Origin of the sequence: Shewanella sp. SP2S2-4 (assembly GCF_031932025.1) — a bacterium.
Classification (GTDB): domain Bacteria; phylum Pseudomonadota; class Gammaproteobacteria; order Enterobacterales; family Shewanellaceae; genus Shewanella; species Shewanella baltica.
On the sequence record NZ_JAUOER010000021.1, the window covers coordinates 32374 to 54046 of the forward strand.

The 21673-nt window shown below is 46.4% G+C and carries 17 protein-coding genes and 9 tRNA genes; 5 read left to right on the forward strand and 21 right to left on the reverse strand.

Annotation, left to right across the window (positions count from 1 at the left end; all coding sequences use genetic code 11):
• Positions 1 to 21: 21 nt before the first annotated feature.
• The 3 genes from tgt to Q4Q54_RS15755 all read right to left on the reverse strand — a co-directional run bounded on the left by tgt (position 22) and on the right by Q4Q54_RS15755 (position 2619).
• Positions 22 to 1146, reverse strand: coding sequence for a tRNA guanosine(34) transglycosylase Tgt (gene tgt / locus Q4Q54_RS15745; RefSeq protein ID WP_106650965.1), 1125 nt, complete (start codon positions 1144 to 1146; stop codon positions 22 to 24).
• A 162-nt stretch (positions 1147 to 1308) separates the two neighbouring features.
• On the reverse strand, positions 1309 to 2346 hold the full coding sequence (gene queA, locus Q4Q54_RS15750) for a tRNA preQ1(34) S-adenosylmethionine ribosyltransferase-isomerase QueA (protein ID WP_259566906.1): 1038 nt from the start codon (positions 2344 to 2346) through the stop codon (positions 1309 to 1311).
• Positions 2347 to 2409: 63 nt separating this feature from the next.
• A complete protein-coding gene (locus Q4Q54_RS15755) occupies positions 2410 to 2619 on the reverse strand; it encodes a hypothetical protein (RefSeq protein WP_011847207.1) in 210 nt (69 codons plus the stop codon).
• A 106-nt stretch (positions 2620 to 2725) separates the two neighbouring features.
• On the opposite strand from Q4Q54_RS15755, the gene Q4Q54_RS15760 reads away from it, so the two are divergent.
• Complete coding sequence (locus Q4Q54_RS15760) at positions 2726 to 3355, forward strand: acyl carrier protein phosphodiesterase (protein WP_311988928.1); 630 nt, start codon at positions 2726 to 2728, stop codon at positions 3353 to 3355.
• Between the two features lie 69 nt (positions 3356 to 3424).
• The gene (locus tag Q4Q54_RS15765; protein ID WP_311988929.1) at positions 3425 to 4096 is read left to right on the forward strand and encodes a pseudouridine synthase; all 672 of its coding nucleotides are present in this window, start codon (positions 3425 to 3427) and stop codon (positions 4094 to 4096) included.
• An 84-nt stretch (positions 4097 to 4180) separates the two neighbouring features.
• Here the strand turns inward: Q4Q54_RS15765 and Q4Q54_RS15770 are convergent, their stop codons facing one another.
• Positions 4181 to 4621, reverse strand: coding sequence for a hypothetical protein (locus Q4Q54_RS15770; protein ID WP_107404229.1), 441 nt, complete (start codon positions 4619 to 4621; stop codon positions 4181 to 4183).
• A 351-nt stretch (positions 4622 to 4972) separates the two neighbouring features.
• On the opposite strand from Q4Q54_RS15770, the gene Q4Q54_RS15775 reads away from it, so the two are divergent.
• Positions 4973 to 6352 (forward strand): Gfo/Idh/MocA family oxidoreductase, encoded by a 1380-nt coding sequence (locus Q4Q54_RS15775; RefSeq protein ID WP_011847211.1) that lies wholly within the window; start codon positions 4973 to 4975, stop codon positions 6350 to 6352.
• Positions 6353 to 6544: 192 nt separating this feature from the next.
• On the opposite strand, the gene Q4Q54_RS15780 is transcribed toward Q4Q54_RS15775, so the two are convergent.
• From Q4Q54_RS15780 to Q4Q54_RS15810, 7 genes are all read right to left on the reverse strand, one after another.
• Positions 6545 to 7069, reverse strand: coding sequence for a CIA30 family protein (locus Q4Q54_RS15780; RefSeq protein ID WP_311988930.1), 525 nt, complete (start codon positions 7067 to 7069; stop codon positions 6545 to 6547).
• A gap of 75 nt (positions 7070 to 7144) precedes the next feature.
• Positions 7145 to 8371, reverse strand: coding sequence for a serine/threonine transporter SstT (sstT, locus tag Q4Q54_RS15785; protein WP_006082286.1), 1227 nt, complete (start codon positions 8369 to 8371; stop codon positions 7145 to 7147).
• A gap of 174 nt (positions 8372 to 8545) precedes the next feature.
• Positions 8546 to 9442 (reverse strand): chemotaxis protein CheV, encoded by an 897-nt coding sequence (locus Q4Q54_RS15790; protein ID WP_311988931.1) that lies wholly within the window; start codon positions 9440 to 9442, stop codon positions 8546 to 8548.
• Between the two features lie 140 nt (positions 9443 to 9582).
• Positions 9583 to 10053, reverse strand: coding sequence for a dual specificity protein phosphatase family protein (locus Q4Q54_RS15795; protein ID WP_006082288.1), 471 nt, complete (start codon positions 10051 to 10053; stop codon positions 9583 to 9585).
• Positions 10054 to 10125: 72 nt separating this feature from the next.
• Positions 10126 to 11409 carry a DEAD/DEAH box helicase gene (locus Q4Q54_RS15800; protein ID WP_311988932.1) on the reverse strand — a complete coding sequence of 428 codons (1284 nt, stop codon included), beginning with the start codon at positions 11407 to 11409 and terminating at the stop codon, positions 10126 to 10128.
• 47 nt (positions 11410 to 11456) lie between these two features.
• Complete coding sequence (locus tag Q4Q54_RS15805; RefSeq protein ID WP_311988934.1) at positions 11457 to 12014, reverse strand: methylated-DNA--[protein]-cysteine S-methyltransferase; 558 nt, start codon at positions 12012 to 12014, stop codon at positions 11457 to 11459.
• A 104-nt stretch (positions 12015 to 12118) separates the two neighbouring features.
• Entirely contained in the window at positions 12119 to 13810 is a 1692-nt protein-coding gene (locus Q4Q54_RS15810) for an Ada metal-binding domain-containing protein (RefSeq protein ID WP_311988935.1), read from the reverse strand.
• 435 nt (positions 13811 to 14245) lie between these two features.
• Here Q4Q54_RS15810 and Q4Q54_RS15815 point away from each other — a divergent pair, with 435 nt between their 5' ends.
• Together Q4Q54_RS15815 and Q4Q54_RS15820 are read left to right on the forward strand one after the other, a co-directional pair.
• Entirely contained in the window at positions 14246 to 16075 is a 1830-nt protein-coding gene (locus tag Q4Q54_RS15815; RefSeq protein WP_311988936.1) for an ABC transporter ATP-binding protein, read from the forward strand.
• Positions 16076 to 16642: 567 nt separating this feature from the next.
• Entirely contained in the window at positions 16643 to 17677 is a 1035-nt protein-coding gene (locus Q4Q54_RS15820; protein WP_311988937.1) for an IS110 family transposase, read from the forward strand.
• Between the two features lie 420 nt (positions 17678 to 18097).
• On the opposite strand, the gene Q4Q54_RS15825 is transcribed toward Q4Q54_RS15820, so the two are convergent.
• From Q4Q54_RS15825 to gltX, 10 genes are all read right to left on the reverse strand, one after another.
• Positions 18098 to 18173: transfer RNA gene (locus tag Q4Q54_RS15825), tRNA-Glu, on the reverse strand.
• 50 nt (positions 18174 to 18223) lie between these two features.
• A tRNA-Ala gene (locus tag Q4Q54_RS15830) sits at positions 18224 to 18299 on the reverse strand.
• A gap of 104 nt (positions 18300 to 18403) precedes the next feature.
• A tRNA-Glu gene (locus Q4Q54_RS15835) sits at positions 18404 to 18479 on the reverse strand.
• A gap of 131 nt (positions 18480 to 18610) precedes the next feature.
• Positions 18611 to 18686 (reverse strand) — tRNA-Glu (locus Q4Q54_RS15840).
• 134 nt (positions 18687 to 18820) lie between these two features.
• Positions 18821 to 18896 (reverse strand) — tRNA-Glu (locus Q4Q54_RS15845).
• Positions 18897 to 19029: 133 nt separating this feature from the next.
• Positions 19030 to 19105, reverse strand: a tRNA-Glu gene (locus tag Q4Q54_RS15850).
• Positions 19106 to 19319: 214 nt separating this feature from the next.
• Positions 19320 to 19395 (reverse strand) — tRNA-Glu (locus tag Q4Q54_RS15855).
• Positions 19396 to 19514: 119 nt separating this feature from the next.
• A tRNA-Glu gene (locus Q4Q54_RS15860) sits at positions 19515 to 19590 on the reverse strand.
• Between the two features lie 135 nt (positions 19591 to 19725).
• Positions 19726 to 19801: transfer RNA gene (locus tag Q4Q54_RS15865), tRNA-Ala, on the reverse strand.
• A gap of 105 nt (positions 19802 to 19906) precedes the next feature.
• Entirely contained in the window at positions 19907 to 21316 is a 1410-nt protein-coding gene (gltX, locus tag Q4Q54_RS15870; RefSeq protein ID WP_311988938.1) for a glutamate--tRNA ligase, read from the reverse strand.
• Positions 21317 to 21673 lie beyond the last annotated feature (357 nt).

Below are 21673 nucleotides of genomic sequence, written 5' to 3' on the forward strand. Positions count from 1 at the left end.
TCTCTTCTTATTAGCAAAAAATCAATCGACTAACTCTGGTACTTCGCGACCTTGACTGGTATAGAAGTCCGCCACAAAGGCGTCTAATGTACCCGTCTCAATCGCACCGCGCAAACCTTCCATTAACATTTGATAGTATCTCAAGTTGTGAATGGTGTTTAAACGCGCACCCAGAATCTCATTACAACGATCTAAGTGGTAAAGGTACGCCCGTGAATAATTTTTACAGGTATAACAATCACACTTAGTATCGAGTGGTGACGTGTCATCTCTATGACGCGCATTGCGTATTTTGATCACACCTTCACTCGTAAACAGATGACCGTTGCGGGCATTACGGGTTGGCATTACACAGTCAAACATGTCAACACCACGACGTACCCCTTCAACTAAATCTTCTGGTTTACCGACCCCCATCAGATAGCGAGGTTTGTCAGCAGGAATTTGCGGGCAAATATGCTCAAGAATACGATGCATATCTGCTTTAGGCTCTCCTACGGCCAAACCACCGACGGCATAACCGTCGAAACCGATATCGACTAAGCCTTTTAAGCTTTCGTCGCGTAAATCTTCATACACACCGCCCTGAATAATGCCGAATAGAGAGTTAGGGTTCTCTAAACGGTCAAATTCATCACGCGAACGTTTGGCCCAACGCAGCGACATCTGCATTGACTTACGCGCTTCATCTTCAGTCGCGGGATACGGCGTACATTCGTCAAAAATCATCACCACATCGCTGCCCAATGCATCTTGGATTTGCATTGATTTTTCAGGATCTAAGAAGATTTTCTCGCCATTGATTGGCGAACGGAAATGCACACCTTCTTCGGTGATCTTACGGATATCGCCAAGACTGAATACTTGGAAACCACCCGAATCCGTTAAAATCGGACGCTGCCAGTTCATAAAATCATGCAAGTCACCGTGCTTTCGCATGATTTCTTCGCCTGGGCGCAACCATAAATGGAAAGTGTTACCGAGCAAAATGTCCGCGCCTGTAGCACGTACTTCTTCTGGCGTCATACCTTTAACTGTGCCGTAGGTTCCAACAGGCATAAATGCGGGGGTTTCTACTGTGCCACGGTCAAAAATCAACCGACCACGGCGCGCACGGCCGTCGGTAGTATCTAATTCAAATTTCATAATTCACCTCGCCAGATAAACAGTCTGACTACATTTTTAATGGCTAATGCCATTTTGATTAACAATAGAGATGGGGACAGCGTTAAAAGGTTCAACCTTTTGACGAAAAAAAGTTGCCGCCCATACTCACTTTGGGCGGCTATTTTAAAACAAAATCTTGGTCTAGTGGGCTTTTTTCGTCACAAACATGGCATCGCCATAGCTAAAGAAGCGATATTTTTGCGCGATAGCATGTTGATACGCCGCCATAACATGATCAAAACCCGCAAATGCACTGACTAACATGATGAGGGTCGATTCAGGGAGGTGGAAGTTCGTCACCATGGCATCGACCACTTGGAATTGATAGCCGGGATAAATAAAGATGTCGGTATCACCGCTAAAGGCTTTGAGTTCACCTTGGCTGGCGCGCGCCGCACTTTCTAAGGAACGTACAGATGTTGTACCAACAGCCACGACGCGTTTACCCGCCGCTTTGGTTTGCGCGATTAAATCGACCACATCCTGCGGCACATTGGCCCACTCAGAATGCATCTTGTGCTCAAGAATGGTATCAACACGCACCGGTTGAAACGTTCCCGCGCCCACATGCAAAGTCACAAAGGCGATATTCACACCCTTGGCTTTTAATGCATCGAGCATGGCATCGTCAAAATGTAACCCCGCCGTTGGCGCGGCAACGGCGCCTGGGTTTTGGTTATACACAGTTTGATAGCGCTCTTTGTCAGCATCTTCATCGGGTCTATCGATATAAGGCGGTAACGGCATGTGCCCTACGGCTTCGAGCACCTCTAGAATGGTCAACTCGGATAACAGTTCAAGTTCAAACAAAGTATCGTGACGGGCGACCATCTTCATTTGATAGCCACCGTCGAGCAGAATGAACGAATCGACTTTCGGGGATTTAGAACTGCGAACGTGAGCGAGAATGCGCTTATCATCGAGCATACGCTCAACTAAGATTTCTAACTTACCGCCACTGGCCTTTTGGCCAAACATACGCGCGGGGATCACTCGGGTATTGTTGAACACCATTAAATCGCCGGGATTAATCATCCCCAACAGATCTGTAAACTGTTTGTCGCCTAACGCGCCAGAATTGCCGTCTAAGGTTAACAGACGTGATGCATTACGCTGCGCCATAGGATAACGAGCGATCAGCTCATCGGGGAGATCGAAAGAAAAGTCTGCAACGCGCATGATTGGCCTCTAGGTAGCTTAGAACGGCGGCTAGTCTATGGTTAGAGGCCAAGAATATCAAGATTACTTATTGCCAGCGTCCACTTCTTGCTCAGGATCCACAGGATTGACGCCATCTTGGGGCAGATTGTCATCGGCATCGAATTTAAGCCGTGAACGGCTGAAATCATCCATGCTAAAACGGTGTTGTTCAAAGGGGATTTCTACCAGCACTTTTTTGCGCTTCGGCTGCTCGTCTCTACCAAGCATTTTGGTGAACCAGTTCCACATCATCCATGATCCTAAAAAGTGAAAAAATACTGCATTTTTAGCTTCCGTGCTTTCCTAAGCGCGCTTGCACATGATACCGTGAACCGACGTGGTTAACCAAGTACAAAATATGAACTTTCTTACACACTTACATCTCGCCGACATCAGTAAAACGCATCTTGCCGCCAATGTGGCGGGTAACTATATTCAAGCGCCAATTGCACAAGCTCCAATTGAGTTACGCCAAGCGTTATGGCTAAACCAAGAGATTAATACCCTCTGCGCCAGCCACGAACTCACGATTGAATTAATGGAAGCTTTCCCTGCGCCCTTAAGAAGCATAGCAGCAGAACTCATGGCTGTAAGTTTCGATCACTATTTAGCTTACTATTGGGAAGAATATCATCACCAACCCTTGGATGAATTCAGCCGCAAGGCCTATGACGCGTTAGATACTTTCGCCACCCAAGGGGTAGACCCATACCATCCAGAGGCACTTGCTAAACTCTTGCCCGCCATGCGCAGCGCCGATTGGCTGGGCAGCTACACCACGGAAAAAGGCTTACAACACGCCTTGGCACAAGTGGCAAAACAGCATCCGCAAGCCGCACTGTTTAAAGATGCCCATAAAGTCGTCAATAAAATGCAGATCGAAATCGAAACCGCGTTCCGCACTTTTTATCCGCAGCTGATGGCTTATACCCGTATTTGGAGCCGTAAGACGCCTGCTGAATATTTGCCCTCCCCCCTCTCGCAATAAGCGAGCATGAGATTATGCTGTGTGCCTGCGTAAATTTTGCTAGTATGGCCGCGCAAAAATGAGGACAAAATGCAGATATTTGATTACCAGCCCCCAGCAGTTCCTTGGCTAGACATCCGCTATAAAGATAGAGATCTGATTATCATCAATAAACCTTCGGGCTTATTGTCTAATCCGGGTCGAGCGGCTCACACCTTCGATTGCGCATTAACCCGCTTACAAACCCTTTATCCAGAAACGATTTTAGTGCATCGGCTCGACTGCGCGACCTCGGGCATTATGGTGTTCGCCCGTAATAAAAAAGCCGAGTCACATTTAAAAACGCAGTTTCAAGATAGGCTGAGTAAGAAAGTCTATATTGCCGAAGTGATGGGACATGTGCCGCAGGAACAGGGCATGATTGATCTCGCGATTGCGCCAGACACTGAGCATCCACCCTATCAAAAGACGCTACAGGCAGGAGAGACTGGCGGTAAAAGCGCCCTCACCTACTACCGTGTACTAGAACGCCGAGGAAACAGCACCTTAGTCGAGCTTTCGCCAGAAACAGGCCGCACCCATCAATTGCGTGTGCATATGCTTGCCCTAGGCCATGCGATTTTAGGCGATGAGTTTTACGGTGATACCGAGGTTATCAAAGCAGCACCGCGTTTATGCTTACATGCACAAAGCTTATGTCTGACTCATCCGTATTCGGCTAAACCGCTCTTTTTTAGCAGTAAACATCCCTTTAGCGAATAACTCAATCCAATAAAAGCAAAAGGTCGCGACTTAGCACAGAGCTAAAATGCGACCTTAGTTATTTACGGATTCGACTGTAGTCGTTTAAGCGACGCGCATGCCTTGAGCAAAATCGGCATCGGCGGCTAATTTATCCGCTTGGAAATAACAGCCTTGCTCATTACAAAATTGTAATTGCTGTGACTGTGTCACGATAAAGAATTCACCAAAGAAATTACCGCCCACATCTTCCAGCTTATGGCCTTCAGCGGTTTGCGACATATAAACTTCATCTAAACTATGGCAGCCATCGCTAAACCAAGTTTCTAAAAAATATTTTTCGTCTTCTTTATAGAGGGTAATTTTATCACCCAATAAAGGACGCCCATCTAACCAACGACCTATAATTTCACGATTTTGCATATCTGTCTCCCGCCAATGAAGGCGACGGCGTTTTTCAATCCCAGACATCCTGATATCCTTATGCAATACCCAATCACCTGAAGTGAATGTCAGTTGTGGTAGTACATTAAGCATAGAACCCATTTAACGCTTTACTCCCCACTGCAGCAAATTACTTCAAACCGCCCGTCAAATGTAACTTTATGGTTAATTTAAATTTGCTAAATGTTTAAAATATAAAAGATAAATACCTTTGACTAATTAATCGGCAGTGTAGCTCAATCTACAAATAAAAACGCGATCTTTATCACTATTTACTTATCGCTAAAGTAAAGGCAGCTAAAAGACTTATCTAGCGAGCTGAATGAGCTTGTTACATCTTTTATTGCTAATTTGAATGGGGTTTCTGATATAACCCATAGGTGAATTACCGTACAAATCAGACCAAGTGATATTTCAATATCCCTACAAAACAAAAATAAAGCAGGAAGCGCTATGCATAACATTCATCGTCGTAATTTTCTTAAGGCCGCAGGTGCCGCCACAGCAGGACTCGTTACTGCCAATATTGCTCTCAATGCCTACGCCAGTAGCGTCGCCCCTAAACCGCAAGCCGGTAAATCCGTTATCGGACTCATAGCGCCTAAGATGGACGTGGTTCGAGTCGGCTTTATCGGTGTTGGCGAGCGGGGGTTTAGCCATGTCGAGCAATTCTGTCATTTAGAGGGCGTTGAACTCAAAGCCATTTGTGATACCCATCAAGCGGTACTCGACAGAGCCGTAGATCATATCGTTAAACAGAATCGGCCCAAACCGGCTGTCTATACTGGTAATGATCTGAGCTATCGCGATTTGCTGAGCCGCGATGATATCGATATTGTGATTATTTCGACCCCGTGGGAATGGCACGCTCCTATGGCAATCGAAACCATGGAGAGCGGCAAACATGCCTTTGTTGAGGTGCCAATGGCGCTCACGGTTGAGGAGTGCTGGCAAGTAGTCGATACCGCTGAGCGCACTCAGAAAAACTGCATGATGATGGAGAACGTCAACTACGGCCGCGAAGAACTGATGGTGCTCAACATGGTGCGCCAAGGCGTGTTTGGAGAGTTACTCCACGGCGAAGCCGCTTATATCCATGAGCTACGCTGGCAGATGAAGGAGATCGATCATAAGACAGGCTCATGGCGGACTTATTGGCATACCAAACGTAACGGCAACTTGTACCCTACCCACGGTTTAGGGCCAGTCTCCCAGTATATGAACATTAACCGCGGTGACCGATTCGATTATCTAACCTCGATGAGTTCCCCCGCCCTTGGCCGTGCGCTTTATGCTAAGCGTGAATTCCCCGCCGATCATGAGCGTAATCAGCTCAAGTACATTAATGGGGATATCAATACCAGCCTGATTAAAACCGTTAAGGGCCGAACCATCATGGTCCAGCATGACACGACGACCCCAAGACCTTACAGTCGCCATAATTTGATCCAAGGGACGAATGGCGTGTTTGCCGGCTTTCCGAACCGGATCGCCGTCGAAAATGGGGGCTTTGGTCAAAGTTACCACGAGTGGGATATGGATATGCAAAAGTGGTACGACAAATACGATCACCCACTGTGGCAGCGCATAGGAAAAGAGGCTGAAATTAACGGCGGCCACGGCGGCATGGACTTTGTGATGCTATGGCGCATGATTTATTGCCTACGCAATGGCGAGGCTTTAGATCAGGATGTGTACGATGGTGCATCTTGGTCGGTGGTGAATATCTTAAGTGAACATTCACTCAATGACCGCAGTAACTCAGTCACCTTCCCTGATTTTACCCGCGGCGCGTGGCAAACCGCCAAACCATTAGGGATTGTCGGCGCTTAAGCAGCGGCTTTCGCCAAGTTCACTATTTGGCACCGCAACCATAAGGATAAGTGCCTCGGCCTTATCCTTTTTCTTACTGTTAAATTAAGTCCTGAGATGACCCGCGCCATTAGCAACAAGCCATCTGCCATAAGCACTTAGCGGTAAGAAACTCGCGACAATAAATTCACCATAAGAAACTCACTATAAGCGCTAGTAGTAGCCGATTTCTCTGATTTTCAATGAAAAGTCGCCACTTTGCTGGGCACCAATCACTAACCCTAAGCTGCACAACTGACTCAATACCATATTCGGACGGGAAATGGGTTTACCCCGACATTGGGGCTTGAAATCACTGAAGGGAATTTCTATCCGCTGCCAATTCAACACTCTGGCACTACTCACGCCAAAGGTTTGGTGAGTTGGCGTGGGCATAGGCGCTTGATACACCGTACTTTGCGGTGTGTCGACATCCTTTAAATTCACTTTATAGTCTTTAGTTCGGTCGCCATCGAGTTCGAGGTAAATCCCAGTAAATTCAATGACATCTATGGGGCTAAACTCACAGCGCACTGAGGCAAACCCGCCGCCATTTGCCAGCGACACATGGCCACTAAACTCACCATAACCTAAAGGTGAAACCGTCATTTTACTGCGGGACAAACCGCCCATCACAGTGTCATTTATTCCATACCAGGGCTTTGCAGCATCTAGTACGCTAAAATCAAAAAAGATCATAACGACTCCCATAAAAAAAGCAGCCACCTAAGTGACTGCTTCCATAATACTTTTCGATACGAATAACAGCACTCGTTAACTCAGTTTAGCTTTATTCTCAGCGGCTTCACAAGCGGCAGCGGTAAAGATAACGTCAGTTGAGCTGTTCAGTGCAGTTTCGGCTGCATCTTGAACTACACCAATAATAAAGCCAACAGCGACCACTTGCATGGCAACATCGTTAGAAATACCAAACAAGCTACAAGCCAGTGGGATCAACAATAATGAACCACCCGCCACACCCGATGCGCCGCAAGCTGAAACAGCAGCAACGACACTCAATAACAAGGCGGTCAGTAAATCGACTTGAATGCCTAAGGTATGCGCCGCCGCTAAGGTCAATACGGTAATAGTGATCGCCGCGCCGCCCATATTGATGGTGGCACCTAAGGGAATAGAAACGGAATACGTGTCTTCATGCAGCTTTAACTTTTCACACAGCGCCATATTCACCGGAATGTTTGCCGCGCTCGAGCGAGTAAAAAACGCCGTCACACCACTTTCACGCAAGCATTGAAATACCAGCGGATACGGATTACGTTTAATCTTCACGTACACAATCAATGGATTAACAACTAAAGCAATAATAGCCATCGCACCTAATAGCACGGCCAATAACTGGGCATAACCTGCAATCGCCGCAAAACCGGTTTCGGCAAATGTCGCCGCAACGAGACCAAAAATACCGATAGGCGCTAAACGGATAATAAAACGCACCATTTGTGAAATACCGTGGCTCATGTCGGCAAACACTTGTTTAGTCGAATCGGTAGCGTGATGTAGGGCTAAACCTAAACCCACACCCCAAGCGAGAATACCAATATAGTTGCCCGTCATTAAGGCATTGACTGGGTTATCAACCAGTTTGAATAACAAGGTATGGATGACTTCACCAATGCCCTGTGGTGGACTAGTGCCTTCTACGCCAGCAACTAAAACTAAGTTAGTCGGGAAGATCGAACTCAGGAGTACTGCGGTTAATGCGGCTGCGAAAGTGCCGAATAAATACAGCACCACAATGGGACGCATATTGGTTTGAGTATTCTTTTTTTGATTAGCAATCGATGACGCCACTAAGATAAAGACTAAGATGGGAGCAATCGCTTTTAATGCGCCAACGAATAAACTGCCTAAGAAGGCGATATCTTTCGCGCTACTCGGTGAAAAACTGGCTAAGACCACACCAGCGATGATCCCCAAAAAGATTTGTATTACGAGACTGCCATTAGCCAACTTAGCTAACAATGATGATTCTTGTTTCATGGTTTAACCTATCGTTATTATATTTCGGTTGAGATCCCCAACGCGCACCTTCGGAAATGAGGCCAATAAGGTTTTTATAGGATGTGACTGGACTTGTCTAGTTTTGCGGGGAAATAAGCTAACTAAATTACCCTAGCCCCGCAAAAAGCATACAAAAAACTAACAAGCGCCAGATTAGCGCTTATCTAAGGCGAGATCGGCGCCCCGTAACATAGCGTCGATTAACTCGTGGGCATCGAACTTAGTTAGTGCTTCATTCGCCCCAACTTGATGGGCCTGACTCACGCTAATTTCGCTGGATAAAGAAGTGTGTAAAATGATGTAGGCCTTGGCAGTCAGTGGATTATCACGCACTTCAAAAGCCAATTCGTAACCATCCAGTCCCGGCATCTCGATATCACTCACCAAAATATCTATCGGGTGATGTTCCAATGCCGCTTGCTCCATCATGACTAGCGCTTCTTTACCGTCGGCGGTGACTCGATAAGGAATGTTAATCATATCAAGGGCGTCGGATAACTGCTTACGCGCCACCTTAGAATCATCCACTAAAAGGATATTCATAGGTTTAAGTTTTTCACGTTGTACGTCAGTCAAAATAGCCCGATTCGTCTGTGGATCATCGGGGAAGATTTTCGACAATAACAGTTCAACGTCAAGTAACTGTACCAGTTGGTCCTCAAAACGTGTCACGCCCGTTAAATAGGCATTTCTCCCTAAACTAGACGAAGGAGCTTCAATATCACGCCAGTTACATTCAATAATCTTATCGATACCGCGCACCAAGAAACCAATGATCATCCGCTGACAATCCGTGATGATGATGTAGCACTTTTCCCGCTCTTCAGGAGCAATCGGCCGATAACCAATCGCCGCCGCCATATCTATGATAGGAATCGTATGACCACGGATAGTTGAAGCCCCCAGAATCGTCGGATGAGATTGGGGGATTTTGCTGAGGCGTGTGTACGGCACCAGCTCACGCACTTTCAACGTGCCTAAGGCAAACACTTGCGTCTGTGATAACCGAAACAGTAGTAATCCCTGTGACTGACTTGCCTTACTTTTCATAATTAGATAGATAACTCACTAAAACCAACCTGCGGATAGCTTAACCTTAACACAGTAAAATTTTGATGACTAAGGTCAAACGAATGAAACTATTATGCCTATTAATGAATAGGTTCGGCCCTGAGACACCTACAAAAGGCTTAGTCTTGTAATGCGTACAAAACGTCAAAGGCGAATTGATCCCAGCCATCGGCAGTAAAGGCGATATCGCGAATACTGCGTACTTGGCTGACAGCGTGTAATGGCGCAGCACCATTGACCATTAAGTAATAGGCCATGATAAGACTGGTGCGATCCTTACCAGAACGGCAATGGATCACCACAGGTAAGCCATCGGCTTCACACTGTTGGATAAAAGCTAATGCCTTGGGCAATTGAGCGACACAAATCGCCACATCCCCATCTTGGGGCGGCACATTGCGCGAAAAGGGAATACATTCGTAACGTAAATCGAGCTTTTTAAAGGTGCTCGGCTCGCAGCCTTCGCCCCCATTGACCGACAGGATGGCACCAATACCGGCCTCTTTAAGCGCTTGCAAATCCCAAGGATCTTTATTGGGACCACTGCGCCCTGCGACTTTACCTTCAACTAACCAGAATAAGTGTTGCATAAACCTTACCTACGACAAGTGAGATGACAAGGAACGCCAGAGATAAGCTAAGAATAGCTTGTTTCCAACGACTTAAGATTTTTTGCCCCAAAATTCAGCATTGGCAGCCGGCAACTGTTTACGCTTTTTTTTACCCATACCTTCGGGCTTGGCGACAGGTTTAGCTTGTTCTAACAGTTCGACTGGCATTTCATCATCGGCTTCAAAACCGACAATTTGCTCACGCACTAACTTAAGCTTGTTCTTTTTCTCTATTACGCCAAAGTGGTGATAATCCTCATGGGAAATCAAGGTCACAGCTAAGCCTGCTTCACCGGCGCGGCCACTACGGCCAATACGATGCATATAATCTGCAGGGCTTCTTGGTAAATCAAAGTTGATCACCACAGGCAGTTTATCGATATCGATACCACGGGCGGCAATGTCAGTAGCGATTAACACACTGATCTCACCATTTTTAAACCCATCGAGCACTCGCGTACGTGCGCCTTGGGCTTTATCGCCATGGAAGACTTCGGCACTGATCCCACGTTTAGACAACTTTTGCGCTAAATGATTACAGGTATTTTTGGCACTCACAAAAATCAACGCCTGTGACCACTGATGTTCTTTAATCAGATGCGCCAATAATGCGGTTTTCATCGGACGATTAACGGTAATAACCCGTTGATGAATCGTGCTTTCTTGTTCACTTTGGAATTGGTATTCAAGCGGATCATTCAGTAATTTTGCCGTTAATTCACGGACTTCTTCAGGGAATGTTGCTGAGAATAATAAGGTTTGTTTCTTGGCGGGCAAAGCGTCGAGCACTTGGGCTAATTCTTCTGTAAAACCAAGGCTTAACATGCGGTCGGCTTCATCAAGCACTAAGGCGCTAACGCGGTTAAGTTTGATGGCATTGCTGGACAACAGATCTAACAAACGACCCGGCGTTGCCACTAATACGTCGGCACCAGCGCGTAGGCTCTGCATTTGCGCATTGACTGACACACCGCCAAACGCGGCGACAATTTTTAGCTTGCCATTCAAATGCGAGGCATAGGACAGAAAGCTGTCTGCGACTTGCTGGGCTAATTCACGGGTTGGGACTAAGACCAAACAACGAACATAAGCGCCTGTCTTATCGTCTGTTTTTGCTTCAACAAGTTGCTGCAACAGCGGCACGGCAAAGGCTGCCGTTTTACCCGATCCCGTATTGGCGCCGGCTAACACATCCCGCCCAGCGAGCACAGCGGGAATCGTCGCCGCCTGTACTGGTGTGGGCGAAACATAGGCTAATTCGGTTAGTCGATTTAGCAAAGGTGCAATAATGCCGAGTTGGGCAAAGCTTGCCGCAGAGGAAGAAGCCTGAGTCATAGAAAGTTTAACTGCTCACCAATATCTTAATAGGCGGCTATTCTAGCTTAAATATCGAGGCAGTGCTTGTCAGTTTCCAGCGTTAACAACTGCTGTTTCATCGCAAGCCCGTAGGCGTAACCCGTTAACTTGCCATTTTTGCCTATTACTCTATGGCAAGGCACAATAATCGCGATGGGATTGGCGCCATTGGCCGCGCCCACGGCACGCACTGCCTTAGGCCGACCGATTTGCTCGGCAATCTGCCCATAACTACAGCTCTGGCCGTAATCTAAATTGAGCAAGGCTTGCCATACGTCGCGCTGAAATTCAGTGCCCTTGGGCGCGAGCTTTAAATCAAATTCAACCCGCTCACCCGCAAAGTAATCCGCGAGCTGCGCCTGAGTTTCGCGAATATGCGCCTTAGCTTGATTAAGGGCATCCTCACTCGCCTTGGCAAGCGCAATCTCAGTGCGATCCGAGCCGACAACCGTTAAATGGCTCAGCCCATAGGCATTGGCATTTAACTGCAATATTCCGGCAGGACTGATAAACATATCTACAGCGCAGGGTTGATATTCTGCAATGCTTGGCGCTTGGCTCAATTGACGAATCGCATGTTTCATAATCTGTCTCTTCGTTTGCTCTTTGTTTGATCTTAATTTGGTACTCAACTGAACTGCTAACTCATCTTTTTAAACTGGCCGTTAAATGTGAGGCGGCTTGATGGTTATTGATGCCAGAGCTGAAAGGTTAAGTAACTGCCCCACGGGGCAATTTGTTGACTCAACTGCTCGCACAATTTGGGATAGCTCACTGCCGCGGCTGCCATTTCATCTAACTTATTGTCCTTGATATATAAGGCCAATAAATGCTTTTTAACAATCAAATCCGAATGTAAAAACACGTTTGGATCACCCAAGCCACGAAGCTTGGCATACGCTATAGTCCAAGGACCTATGCCTTTAACGCTAAGCCAATCATCGACACTTGCCTCAGGATGTTCGCAGATAAACGCCGCGAGCGCATTGAGGGCTAATTTACGGGCGCCAGGCATTTTTAGCTCAGTTAAACTCGCATCACGAATTGCCTCGGGTGTTGGGAATAATCGATACTCGCGGCCATTGAGACTAAAACGCTCGCCATAGGCTTCAACCAATAGATTCAGTAGCTTAGTCGCCTGCACTACTGTCACTTGCTGACCTAAGATGGCGCGGCAAACCGCTTCAAATAAAGATCCAGCGCCAGGAATGCGCAGTCCCGAAAACGGCGTTAAACCTAAACTCGGCAGTGTACTTAAACCTTGCTCAATCTGCTGCATATCCGCATCGAGATCTAAAATGCGCCGCACCTCAGTGACCAGCAATTGCAGCTCATCAACGGCGGAATCTTCGGTCAAAGCAATCGCAAGTTTGAAGCGATTCAGCTTAGGCTCATGGATGATGTGCACTGTGCCGCGCATCTTACCTAGGGCAAAACAGCGACCATATTCGAGCCCATTATCGCCAGCTTTGGCCTCATCTACCACGGACGCCTCATCACCAACGACATCGCTCGCATGTGGATGACTAATGTGCGGCGTGAACCACTCCATCCCTGTTACCGCACGTAAACGATAAAATGCTAGCTGTGATGCCCAATCCAATGGCGGCCGATAATACTGATACAAGGTTAATCCATAGTGCGGCACAAATTGACCCATAGTATCAATCTCACTTAATCCTGTTAGTGGCTCAATCATGGACTCCTTTGCCGCTTTGGTTAATGCGGTCTTTCTTAATTGAGTTGGCGTCAATTGTAAGGTTTGCTTAAATGCCTCATTGAAACGGCGAATACTATTGAAACCCGCCGCCAGCGCGACTTGGGTGATAGGTAATTGGGTTTGATGTAGCAGTTGTTTTGCAAACAGTAACTGCCTGTATAAGGCATATTGTTTAGGCGAAGTGCCAAAACCTTCGGTAAAGAGCTTATTGAGATAACGACTACTGATCCCTAATCTGTCAGCCAATTGTGTCACAGTCGACGCTGGCTCTCCCGATGATTTCCCCACTAAGGCACCCGCTTCAATTAAACTAATGGCCCTCGCCAACGTTGTGCCAGTGCCTTTCCACGGATTTGAACCTGGCGCACTGTCGGGCCGACAACGCAAACACGGGCGCAATCCCGCCTGTGCGGCTTTCACGGCCGAATCAAAATAACGCACATTTTGCTCTTTTGGCGCGACGGCGGGACACACGGTACGGCAATAAATGCCCGTCGTTAATACGCCCACAAAAAACTTACCATCAAAACGCGGATCGCGGCTCATCCTCGCCTCACGGCAAATAGACGCAGAAAGTAGCCCCGCACTGGATTCCAGTGAATGCACTGAGTCTATTTCATCACGCTTAATCGCACTCTCAGACGCTCTATCTGTACTCATTTTTCATCACGCCCGACAATATTCGCTCACAATTAATTTCTTGTTCATTACTTTACGTAAAACTAGCATGTAGCACTAGCGGAAAACGGAACTCAATCATTTCAATGCTTTTAGGGAATGAAATCTTATATACCCAAGCTACCTGAAGATACGAGTTTCAGAGCGTCTAGGGTGCTTCAATTCAAGGCGCATCAATGACAGAATGTCGGCCACCTTTTGAATTGATGCAACACGGAAGTGGAGTGCCCTAGGCGCTCCGTCCCGGCGGGTTTTAACGCACTTTATGCCGTGTTGGTTATTTTTAACTTAATCCACTAGGTCTGCAAATAACCGTCTTGCCTAAAGTGCGTTAAATTCCCGCTGAATCCTGCATCTTCAGGTTGTTTGGGTATATGCTATACGCGACTATTTTTTATCTCACCATAGAGCTAATTCATGTTTAAACGATTTGAATCTTGGGTGGAAGCCCTCCCCGATGATGAACCGACTAAGCCACCCACAGGGGTTTATGCTTTTTGCCGCCACTACACTAAAGGCTACGAACTGCCGCTGATCTTAATGTCAGTGCTGACCGCTTTGCTGGCGATGCTTGAAGTGTCCCTGTTCGGATTTATGGGCCAATTAGTGGATTGGCTTGTGAAAAAAAATCCTGAAACCTTATTTCAAGACGAAGGCACGACCTTAATGCTGATGGGGGGCATGGTGCTGATTGTGATGCCAATCTTGGTATTACTGCATGCGCTTATCATGCATCAAACCTTGCTCGGCAATTATCCTATGTCGATCCGTTGGCTCGCGCACCGCTATTTGCTAAAGCAAAGTGTGTCATTTTATCAAGATGACTTTGCCGGCCGAATCGCCACGAAAGTGATGCAAACGTCCTTAGCCGTGCGCGAAACTGTGATGAAGTTGCTCGATGTTTTGGTTTACATTTTAGTGTATTTCACTTCTATGTTAGTGATGATCGCCAGCGCAGATCTGCGCTTAGTCATACCTATGCTCATCTGGCTTGCACTGTATGTTGGGCTGCAATGGTACTTTGTGCCTAAGCTGAAAAGTGTCTCTACCGAGCAAGCCGATGCGCGATCAACCATGACAGGCCGTATTGTCGACAGCTATACCAACATCACCACAGTGAAGCTATTCGCCCACACGCAAAAAGAAGCCGAATACGCCAAATCGAGTATGCGGATATTTTTAGACACGGTTTATCGCCAGATGCGCTTAGTCACGGGCATCAGCGTCAGCGTGCAGATCATTAATTATGTGCTCGCATTCAGCATTGCTGCGGTAGCGATTGCTCTATGGACTGACAGCGCGATTACTATCGGTGCCATTGCCATTGCTGTCAGTTTAGCACTGCGCTTAAACGGCATGTCACAATGGATCATGTGGGAAATCAGTTCGTTATTTGAAAACATCGGCACTGTCACCGATGGGATGAACACCTTATCGAAAACAACGATCATCCAAGATGAGCCAGACGCCAAGGCGCTGGTCGTCAACCATGGCAAGATTGATTTCAACCAAGTGTGTTTCCATTACGGCGAGCAGACTGGGGTGATTGAAGATCTGAATCTGAATATTAAGGCAGGTGAAAAAGTTGGCTTAGTTGGGCGTTCTGGCGCGGGTAAGTCGACCTTAGTGAATCTATTAATGCGATTCTACGATGTCGAGAAAGGTCAGATTAATATTGACGATCAAGACATTAAAACGGTTATGCAGGATTCACTGCGCTCGCAAATCGGCATGGTGACCCAAGATACATCACTGTTGCACCGTACTATCCGCGAGAATATTCTTTACGGCAATCCAACGGCCAGCGAAGAACAGCTCGACAGCGCCATTAAACAAGCTCAAGCCTATGACTTTATTAAGGATCTAAGTGACCCTCACGGTAATCATGGCTTAGATGCCCAAGTGGGTGAACGTGGTGTAAAACTTTCTGGGGGCCAAAGACAGCGTATCGCTATCGCGCGGGTTTTATTAAAAAATGCGCCGATTTTGCTGCTTGATGAAGCCACTTCAGCGCTTGATTCCGAAGTCGAAGCCGCCATTCAAGAAAGTTTATATGAGTTAATGCAAGGTAAAACAGTAATTGCAATCGCTCATCGACTTTCGACCATTGCAGCAATGGACAGGCTAATCGTGTTAGATCAAGGCCGAGTCGTCGAACAAGGCACTCATCAAGAACTTATTGCCGCTGGCGGTATTTATGCTCAGCTATGGGCACACCAAACCGGTGGATTCTTAGGTGTAGACTAAATTAAAAGTTAAATGACGAAAGGCGACACTCAGCAAGGAGTGTCGCCTTTTTTTATCTCAAATAAGTTTCCGCCTAATTCTGCCCTCTTCCCTCAAAACTTTGCCCTCATATAAGCCCTTATATTCACTGAAACAATGAGCATACTTGACTCGGCAAGTGAGAACAGCTCACTTCAAATTGCACTCGTTGAGCTGTTGGAAATATGAGATAAATCGCGATTAACGGTTCCAAGTATCACCATTAAGAGTGGCAGTATTCAAAGTACAAATACATTGAACAATCTGAAAGGTGAGTTTTAGCCATGGGGTTAGCGCAAGGTTAAGCAGGAAAACACTTCAATAATGCTTATCACACAATTGAACAGAATGACTTCACCGCACTAAGTATGCCTCTCGAAGCATCATTTATCTTAATGTGGATGTTTGATTGGTGGGTAAATTCGGAATCGGCAAATAACTCGAGGCGTATGACTCGCAAATGAACTGGGTGCTGAGATGGTCACCTCGGTCTCGGCATCGCAATGTGCCATGATTTAGGTGCACAAAATCTGACTCGAGGTGACCGATATGAACTATAAACTCATCAGCATTGATTTGGCAAAAACTGTCTTCCAAGTGGCTGCCTTCAATCATGACAATACCATTGCTTTTAATCGTAAAATCAACCGCTCTGCATTGCTCAATGCCCTTAGACAATGCGAACCAACATTAGTGGTGATGGAAGCCTGTTACAGTGCTAATTACTGGGGGCGCACTATCGAAAAGCTCGGTCATACTGTCAAGCTTATCCCCGCCAGAATGGTGAAAGCCATGCTGGTCGGTAATAAAAATGACGCCAATGATGCGGTTGCCATCGGAGAAACCGCTAGCCGCCCTAAAGTGAGTCTACTTCGTCCAAAAACGGTCGAGCAGCAGGACATTCAATCTTTGCTGCGCATTCGTGAGCGCTTGGTGGAGAATCGTACGGCAAACTGCAATCAACTGCGTGGTTTCCTTGCGGAATACGGTTTGATTGTCGCGAAAACTAGCCGCCAGTTGATGTTAGCCATTCCGCTCATTCTTGAAGATGCTGACAACGAGTTATCTACGGTTGCCAGAGGGTTTGTGCAACGACTCTATGAGTTTCAGTTGTACTTAAATGAACAAATCGACCAGGTTGCACAGGACATATTAGCCCTTGCCCAGGCGATGCCGCTGTACTCTCTACTGCTAACTATCCCCGGTGTTGGTCCTATCGTGGCATCAACCCTATTAGCCAGTATTAATGAAGTGAATGATTTTAAAAATGGTCGGCAATTGGCGGCATGGCTAGGGCTAACCCCTTCACAATACAGCAGTGGCACGACTAATCGGCTCGGCAAGATAACCAAGCGCGGTAATCAAACGCTCCGGCGGTTACTTATCCATGGTGCAAGATCCGTGGTTAACTGGTGTGATAAGAAAGACGACTCACTTAGTCAGTGGTTACAAAGACTTAAACAACGTCAACCCGTCTGCAAAGTGACGGTTGCGTTGGCGAATAAGATGGCCCGGATGGTGTTTGTGGTGATGAGCTGCGGGCAAGCATTTGATATGGATAAGGCATGTAAAATGGCGGCGTAATACAGTGTTTTTTGCGTAAATAGACTCAAAATGTAAATAGATAAATGTCCATCAAAGCACAACAGCGGTAATGGTATTAATGAGTTAAACGGTTTGTCTTACCCAAAACCTGACCGAGACAGTGGCCTTCGAGGCCATATGGGTGCCAAGGAGAGTAAGACGTCAATTTGGATCTCATTAGGGCGCAACAGACGCCGGATATATGTCGCAAGACCGCCAACCATTAACGACCGATACCCCGTTGTGAAAGGTGAATTATCGGTTAACGTAAATGTAGTTTAAACAAAGTAGGACATTGACCTTGCTAAACCCGAGGTGACCATATAGGTCTCGATTAAATACTAAAATTTAGATACAAAAAAACCACCTTGAGGTGGTTTATTGTCTTTAACCAAAGTTTCGATAAACCTTGATTAAAAATGGTATCCCCTAGGGGATTCGAACCCCTGTTACCGCCGTGAAAGGGCGGTGTCCTAGGCCTCTAGACGAAGGGGACCCGGACATATTAATTTGAACTCACGTTCCTGCTTAACATCTGCAGTAAATTGGTGGAGCTACACGGGATCGAACCGTGGACCTCTTGCATGCCATGCAAGCGCTCTCCCAGCTGAGCTATAGCCCCAAATCTTTGCCGATACAACTGACTTTATCAGTCGCGCACTAACAGAAATTTAGATTTTGTTCATATCGAACAACTCGCTAGTTGTTCGGTAGGAACCAATTATTTGGTATCCCCTAGGGGATTCGAACCCCTGTTACCGCCGTGAAAGGGCGGTGTCCTAGGCCTCTAGACGAAGGGGACCCGGACTTATGATTTAACTCGTAACCGAGCTTTGTAACACATTCACTTCAGTAGGCTAGGAAGTAAATGCTTTGTTCTTACCAAACAACACGTTAGTTATTTGCTAGGAACCACTCTCTATAAAAAATAGATGGTATCCCCTAGGGGATTCGAACCCCTGTTACCGCCGTGAAAGGGCGGTGTCCTAGGCCTCTAGACGAAGGGGACACAAGGACTTATGTTTTAACTCGTAACCGAGCTTTGTAACACAATCACTTCAGTAGGCAAGGAAGTAAATGCTTTGTTCTTACCAAACAACACGTTAGTTATTTGCTAGGAACCACTCTCTATAAAAAAATAGATGGTATCCCCTAGGGGATTCGAACCCCTGTTACCGCCGTGAAAGGGCGGTGTCCTAGGCCTCTAGACGAAGGGGACACAAGGACTTATGTTTTAACTCGTAACCGAGCTTTGTAACACATTCACTTTCGTAGGCTAGGAAGCAAATGCTTTGTTCTTACCAAACAACACGTTAGTTATTTGCTAGGAACCATTCTCTATAAAAAATAGATGGTATCCCCTAGGGGATTCGAACCCCTGTTACCGCCGTGAAAGGGCGGTGTCCTAGGCCTCTAGACGAAGGGGACCCCGGACATATTAATTTGAACTTATTGTTCCCGTTTAACATCTACGGTGTCCTAGGCACTCTCTTCTAAAAAACAAAGGGGACCGGGACTTATGTTTTAACTCGTAACCGAGCTTTGTAACACATTCACTTCAGTAGGCTAGGAAGTAAATGCTTTGTTCTTACCAAACAACTCGTTAGTTATTCGACAGGAACCACTCTCTATAAAAAATAGATGGTATCCCCTAGGGGATTCGAACCCCTGTTACCGCCGTGAAAGGGCGGTGTCCTAGGCCTCTAGACGAAGGGGACCCCGGACTTATGTTTTAACTCGTAACCGAGCTTTGTAACACATTCACTTCAGTAGGCTAGGAAGTAAATGCTTTGTTCTTACCAAACAACTCGTTAGTTATCCGACAGGAACCAATATTTGGTATCCCCTAGGGGATTCGAACCCCTGTTACCGCCGTGAAAGGGCGGTGTCCTAGGCCTCTAGACGAAGGGGACCCCGGACATATTAATTTGAACTTATTGTTCCCGTTTAACAACTACGGTGTCCTAGGCACTCTATTCTAAAGAACGAAGGTAACCTCAGACATATTAATTCGAACTTACGTTCCTGCTTAACACCTGCAGTAAGTTTGGTGGAGCTACACGGGATCGAACCGTGGACCTCTTGCATGCCATGCAAGCGCTCTCCCAGCTGAGCTATAACCCCAAAACTTATCAAGCTACATTTAAGTGCACTAGAAGCATTTGCTCGTCTGTGTCTCAACTGCGTGGCGCATTCTATGCAGCGCACCTAAAAGTGTCAACTCGTTTTTTAGGAATTTATTCTATCTGCTACAAATTCAATCGCTTTGGATATTCTTTGCTCAGAACGGCTTCTTCCGATTAAAAATAATGTGATATCAAGGCCTGGTGACTGCCCTGCCCCTGTTACTGCGACACGTAAAGGCATACCAACTTTACCCATACCCACATCTAATTCAGTTGCAGTGTCTTCAATCGCCTGATGGATAGCTTCTACAGTCCACTCAGTTAATGCGGCTAATTTTTGTTGAACCAGTTGCAATGGCTCTAACGCAACACCACGTAAATGCTTTTTCGCTTGGGCTTCATCAAACTCAGCAAAGTCTTCATAGAAGTAGCGGCTAGAAGCGGCTAGCTCTTTTAGTGTCTTAGCGCGTTCGGCTAATGCCGTAACCACTTCCGATAATGCTGGGCCGTTTGACATATCAATTTTTTGATCGTCCATGTGCCATTGTAAGTGTGTCGCCACATATTCTGGGGCAAGACTCTTTATATAGTGTTGGTTCAACCACACCAGTTTATCGGTATTAAAGGCAGAAGCGGCTTTATTGATATCACCGAGCTTAAAGTATTGCTTCATTTCTTCTAATGAGAAGATTTCTTGATCGCCATGTGACCAACCTAAACGTACTAGGTAGTTCAACAGTGCTTCTGGCAAATAGCCATCGTCACGGTACTGCATTACGCTCACTGCGCCATGACGCTTAGATAATTTCGCGCCATCATCACCGAGAATCATAGAGACGTGAGCATATTCTGGGATTGGCGCCCCTAATGCTTTAAGGATATTAATTTGACGCGGCGTATTGTTGATATGATCTTCACCACGAACCACACAAGTAATTCCCATATCCCAATCGTCAACGACTACACAGAAGTTATAGGTTGGCACACCATCGGTACGGGCGATGATCAAGTCATCTAATGCATCGTTAGAAAATTCAATACGGCCACGAACATGGTCATCAAATACCACTGAACCGCCGATAGGATTTTTGAAGCGCACGACAAATGGCTCATCAGTATCACGAGCAGGCAAGTCACGGCAGCAACCATCGTACTTTTGTGCTTCACCGTTGGCGGCTTGTGCTTCTCTTAACGCATCAATACGCTCACGTGAGCAATAGCATTTATATGCAGTGCCCTTTGCTAACATTTGGGCAATGATTTCGTTATAACGATCAAAACGCTTAGTTTGGTAATACGGGCCCTCGTCCCATGTCAAACCTAACCAGTTCATACCTTCTAAAATCGCATCGCAGGCGGCTTGAGTCGAACGCTCAATATCAGTGTCTTCAATGCGTAATACAAACTCACCGTTATTGGCACGGGCTTGTAACCAAGAATAAAGTGCAGTACGGGCACCACCAACATGTAAGAAACCAGTAGGACTAGGGGCAAAACGCGTCTTAGTTGTCATAATGGGACACTAACCTATATAAAGTCGTCTAGATAAAGACAATCACGATAAAAAAGTGGGCTTATTCTAACAGTCAAAGCAGGCGCTGCAAATGGGACAAGCTCTGCTGTATCACTTATCTAGTAAAATCGTTACGCTAAATCCCCTCCTTATATAGTGAAGCCTATATAAAGGTGCACATATAAAGTGATGCCACAGCTATCACCCGCAAACCTGTGCCCCATTTATCTGACTTATGACTCATGGATTGATTTTCGCTACGCTTAGATCCCTGCCCTACTTTTGCCCCTATCATGCCTTCAGCTATAAATAGTGTGTCTTTGGCGCAACGCCTATACACCGCTATCCACTCAATCT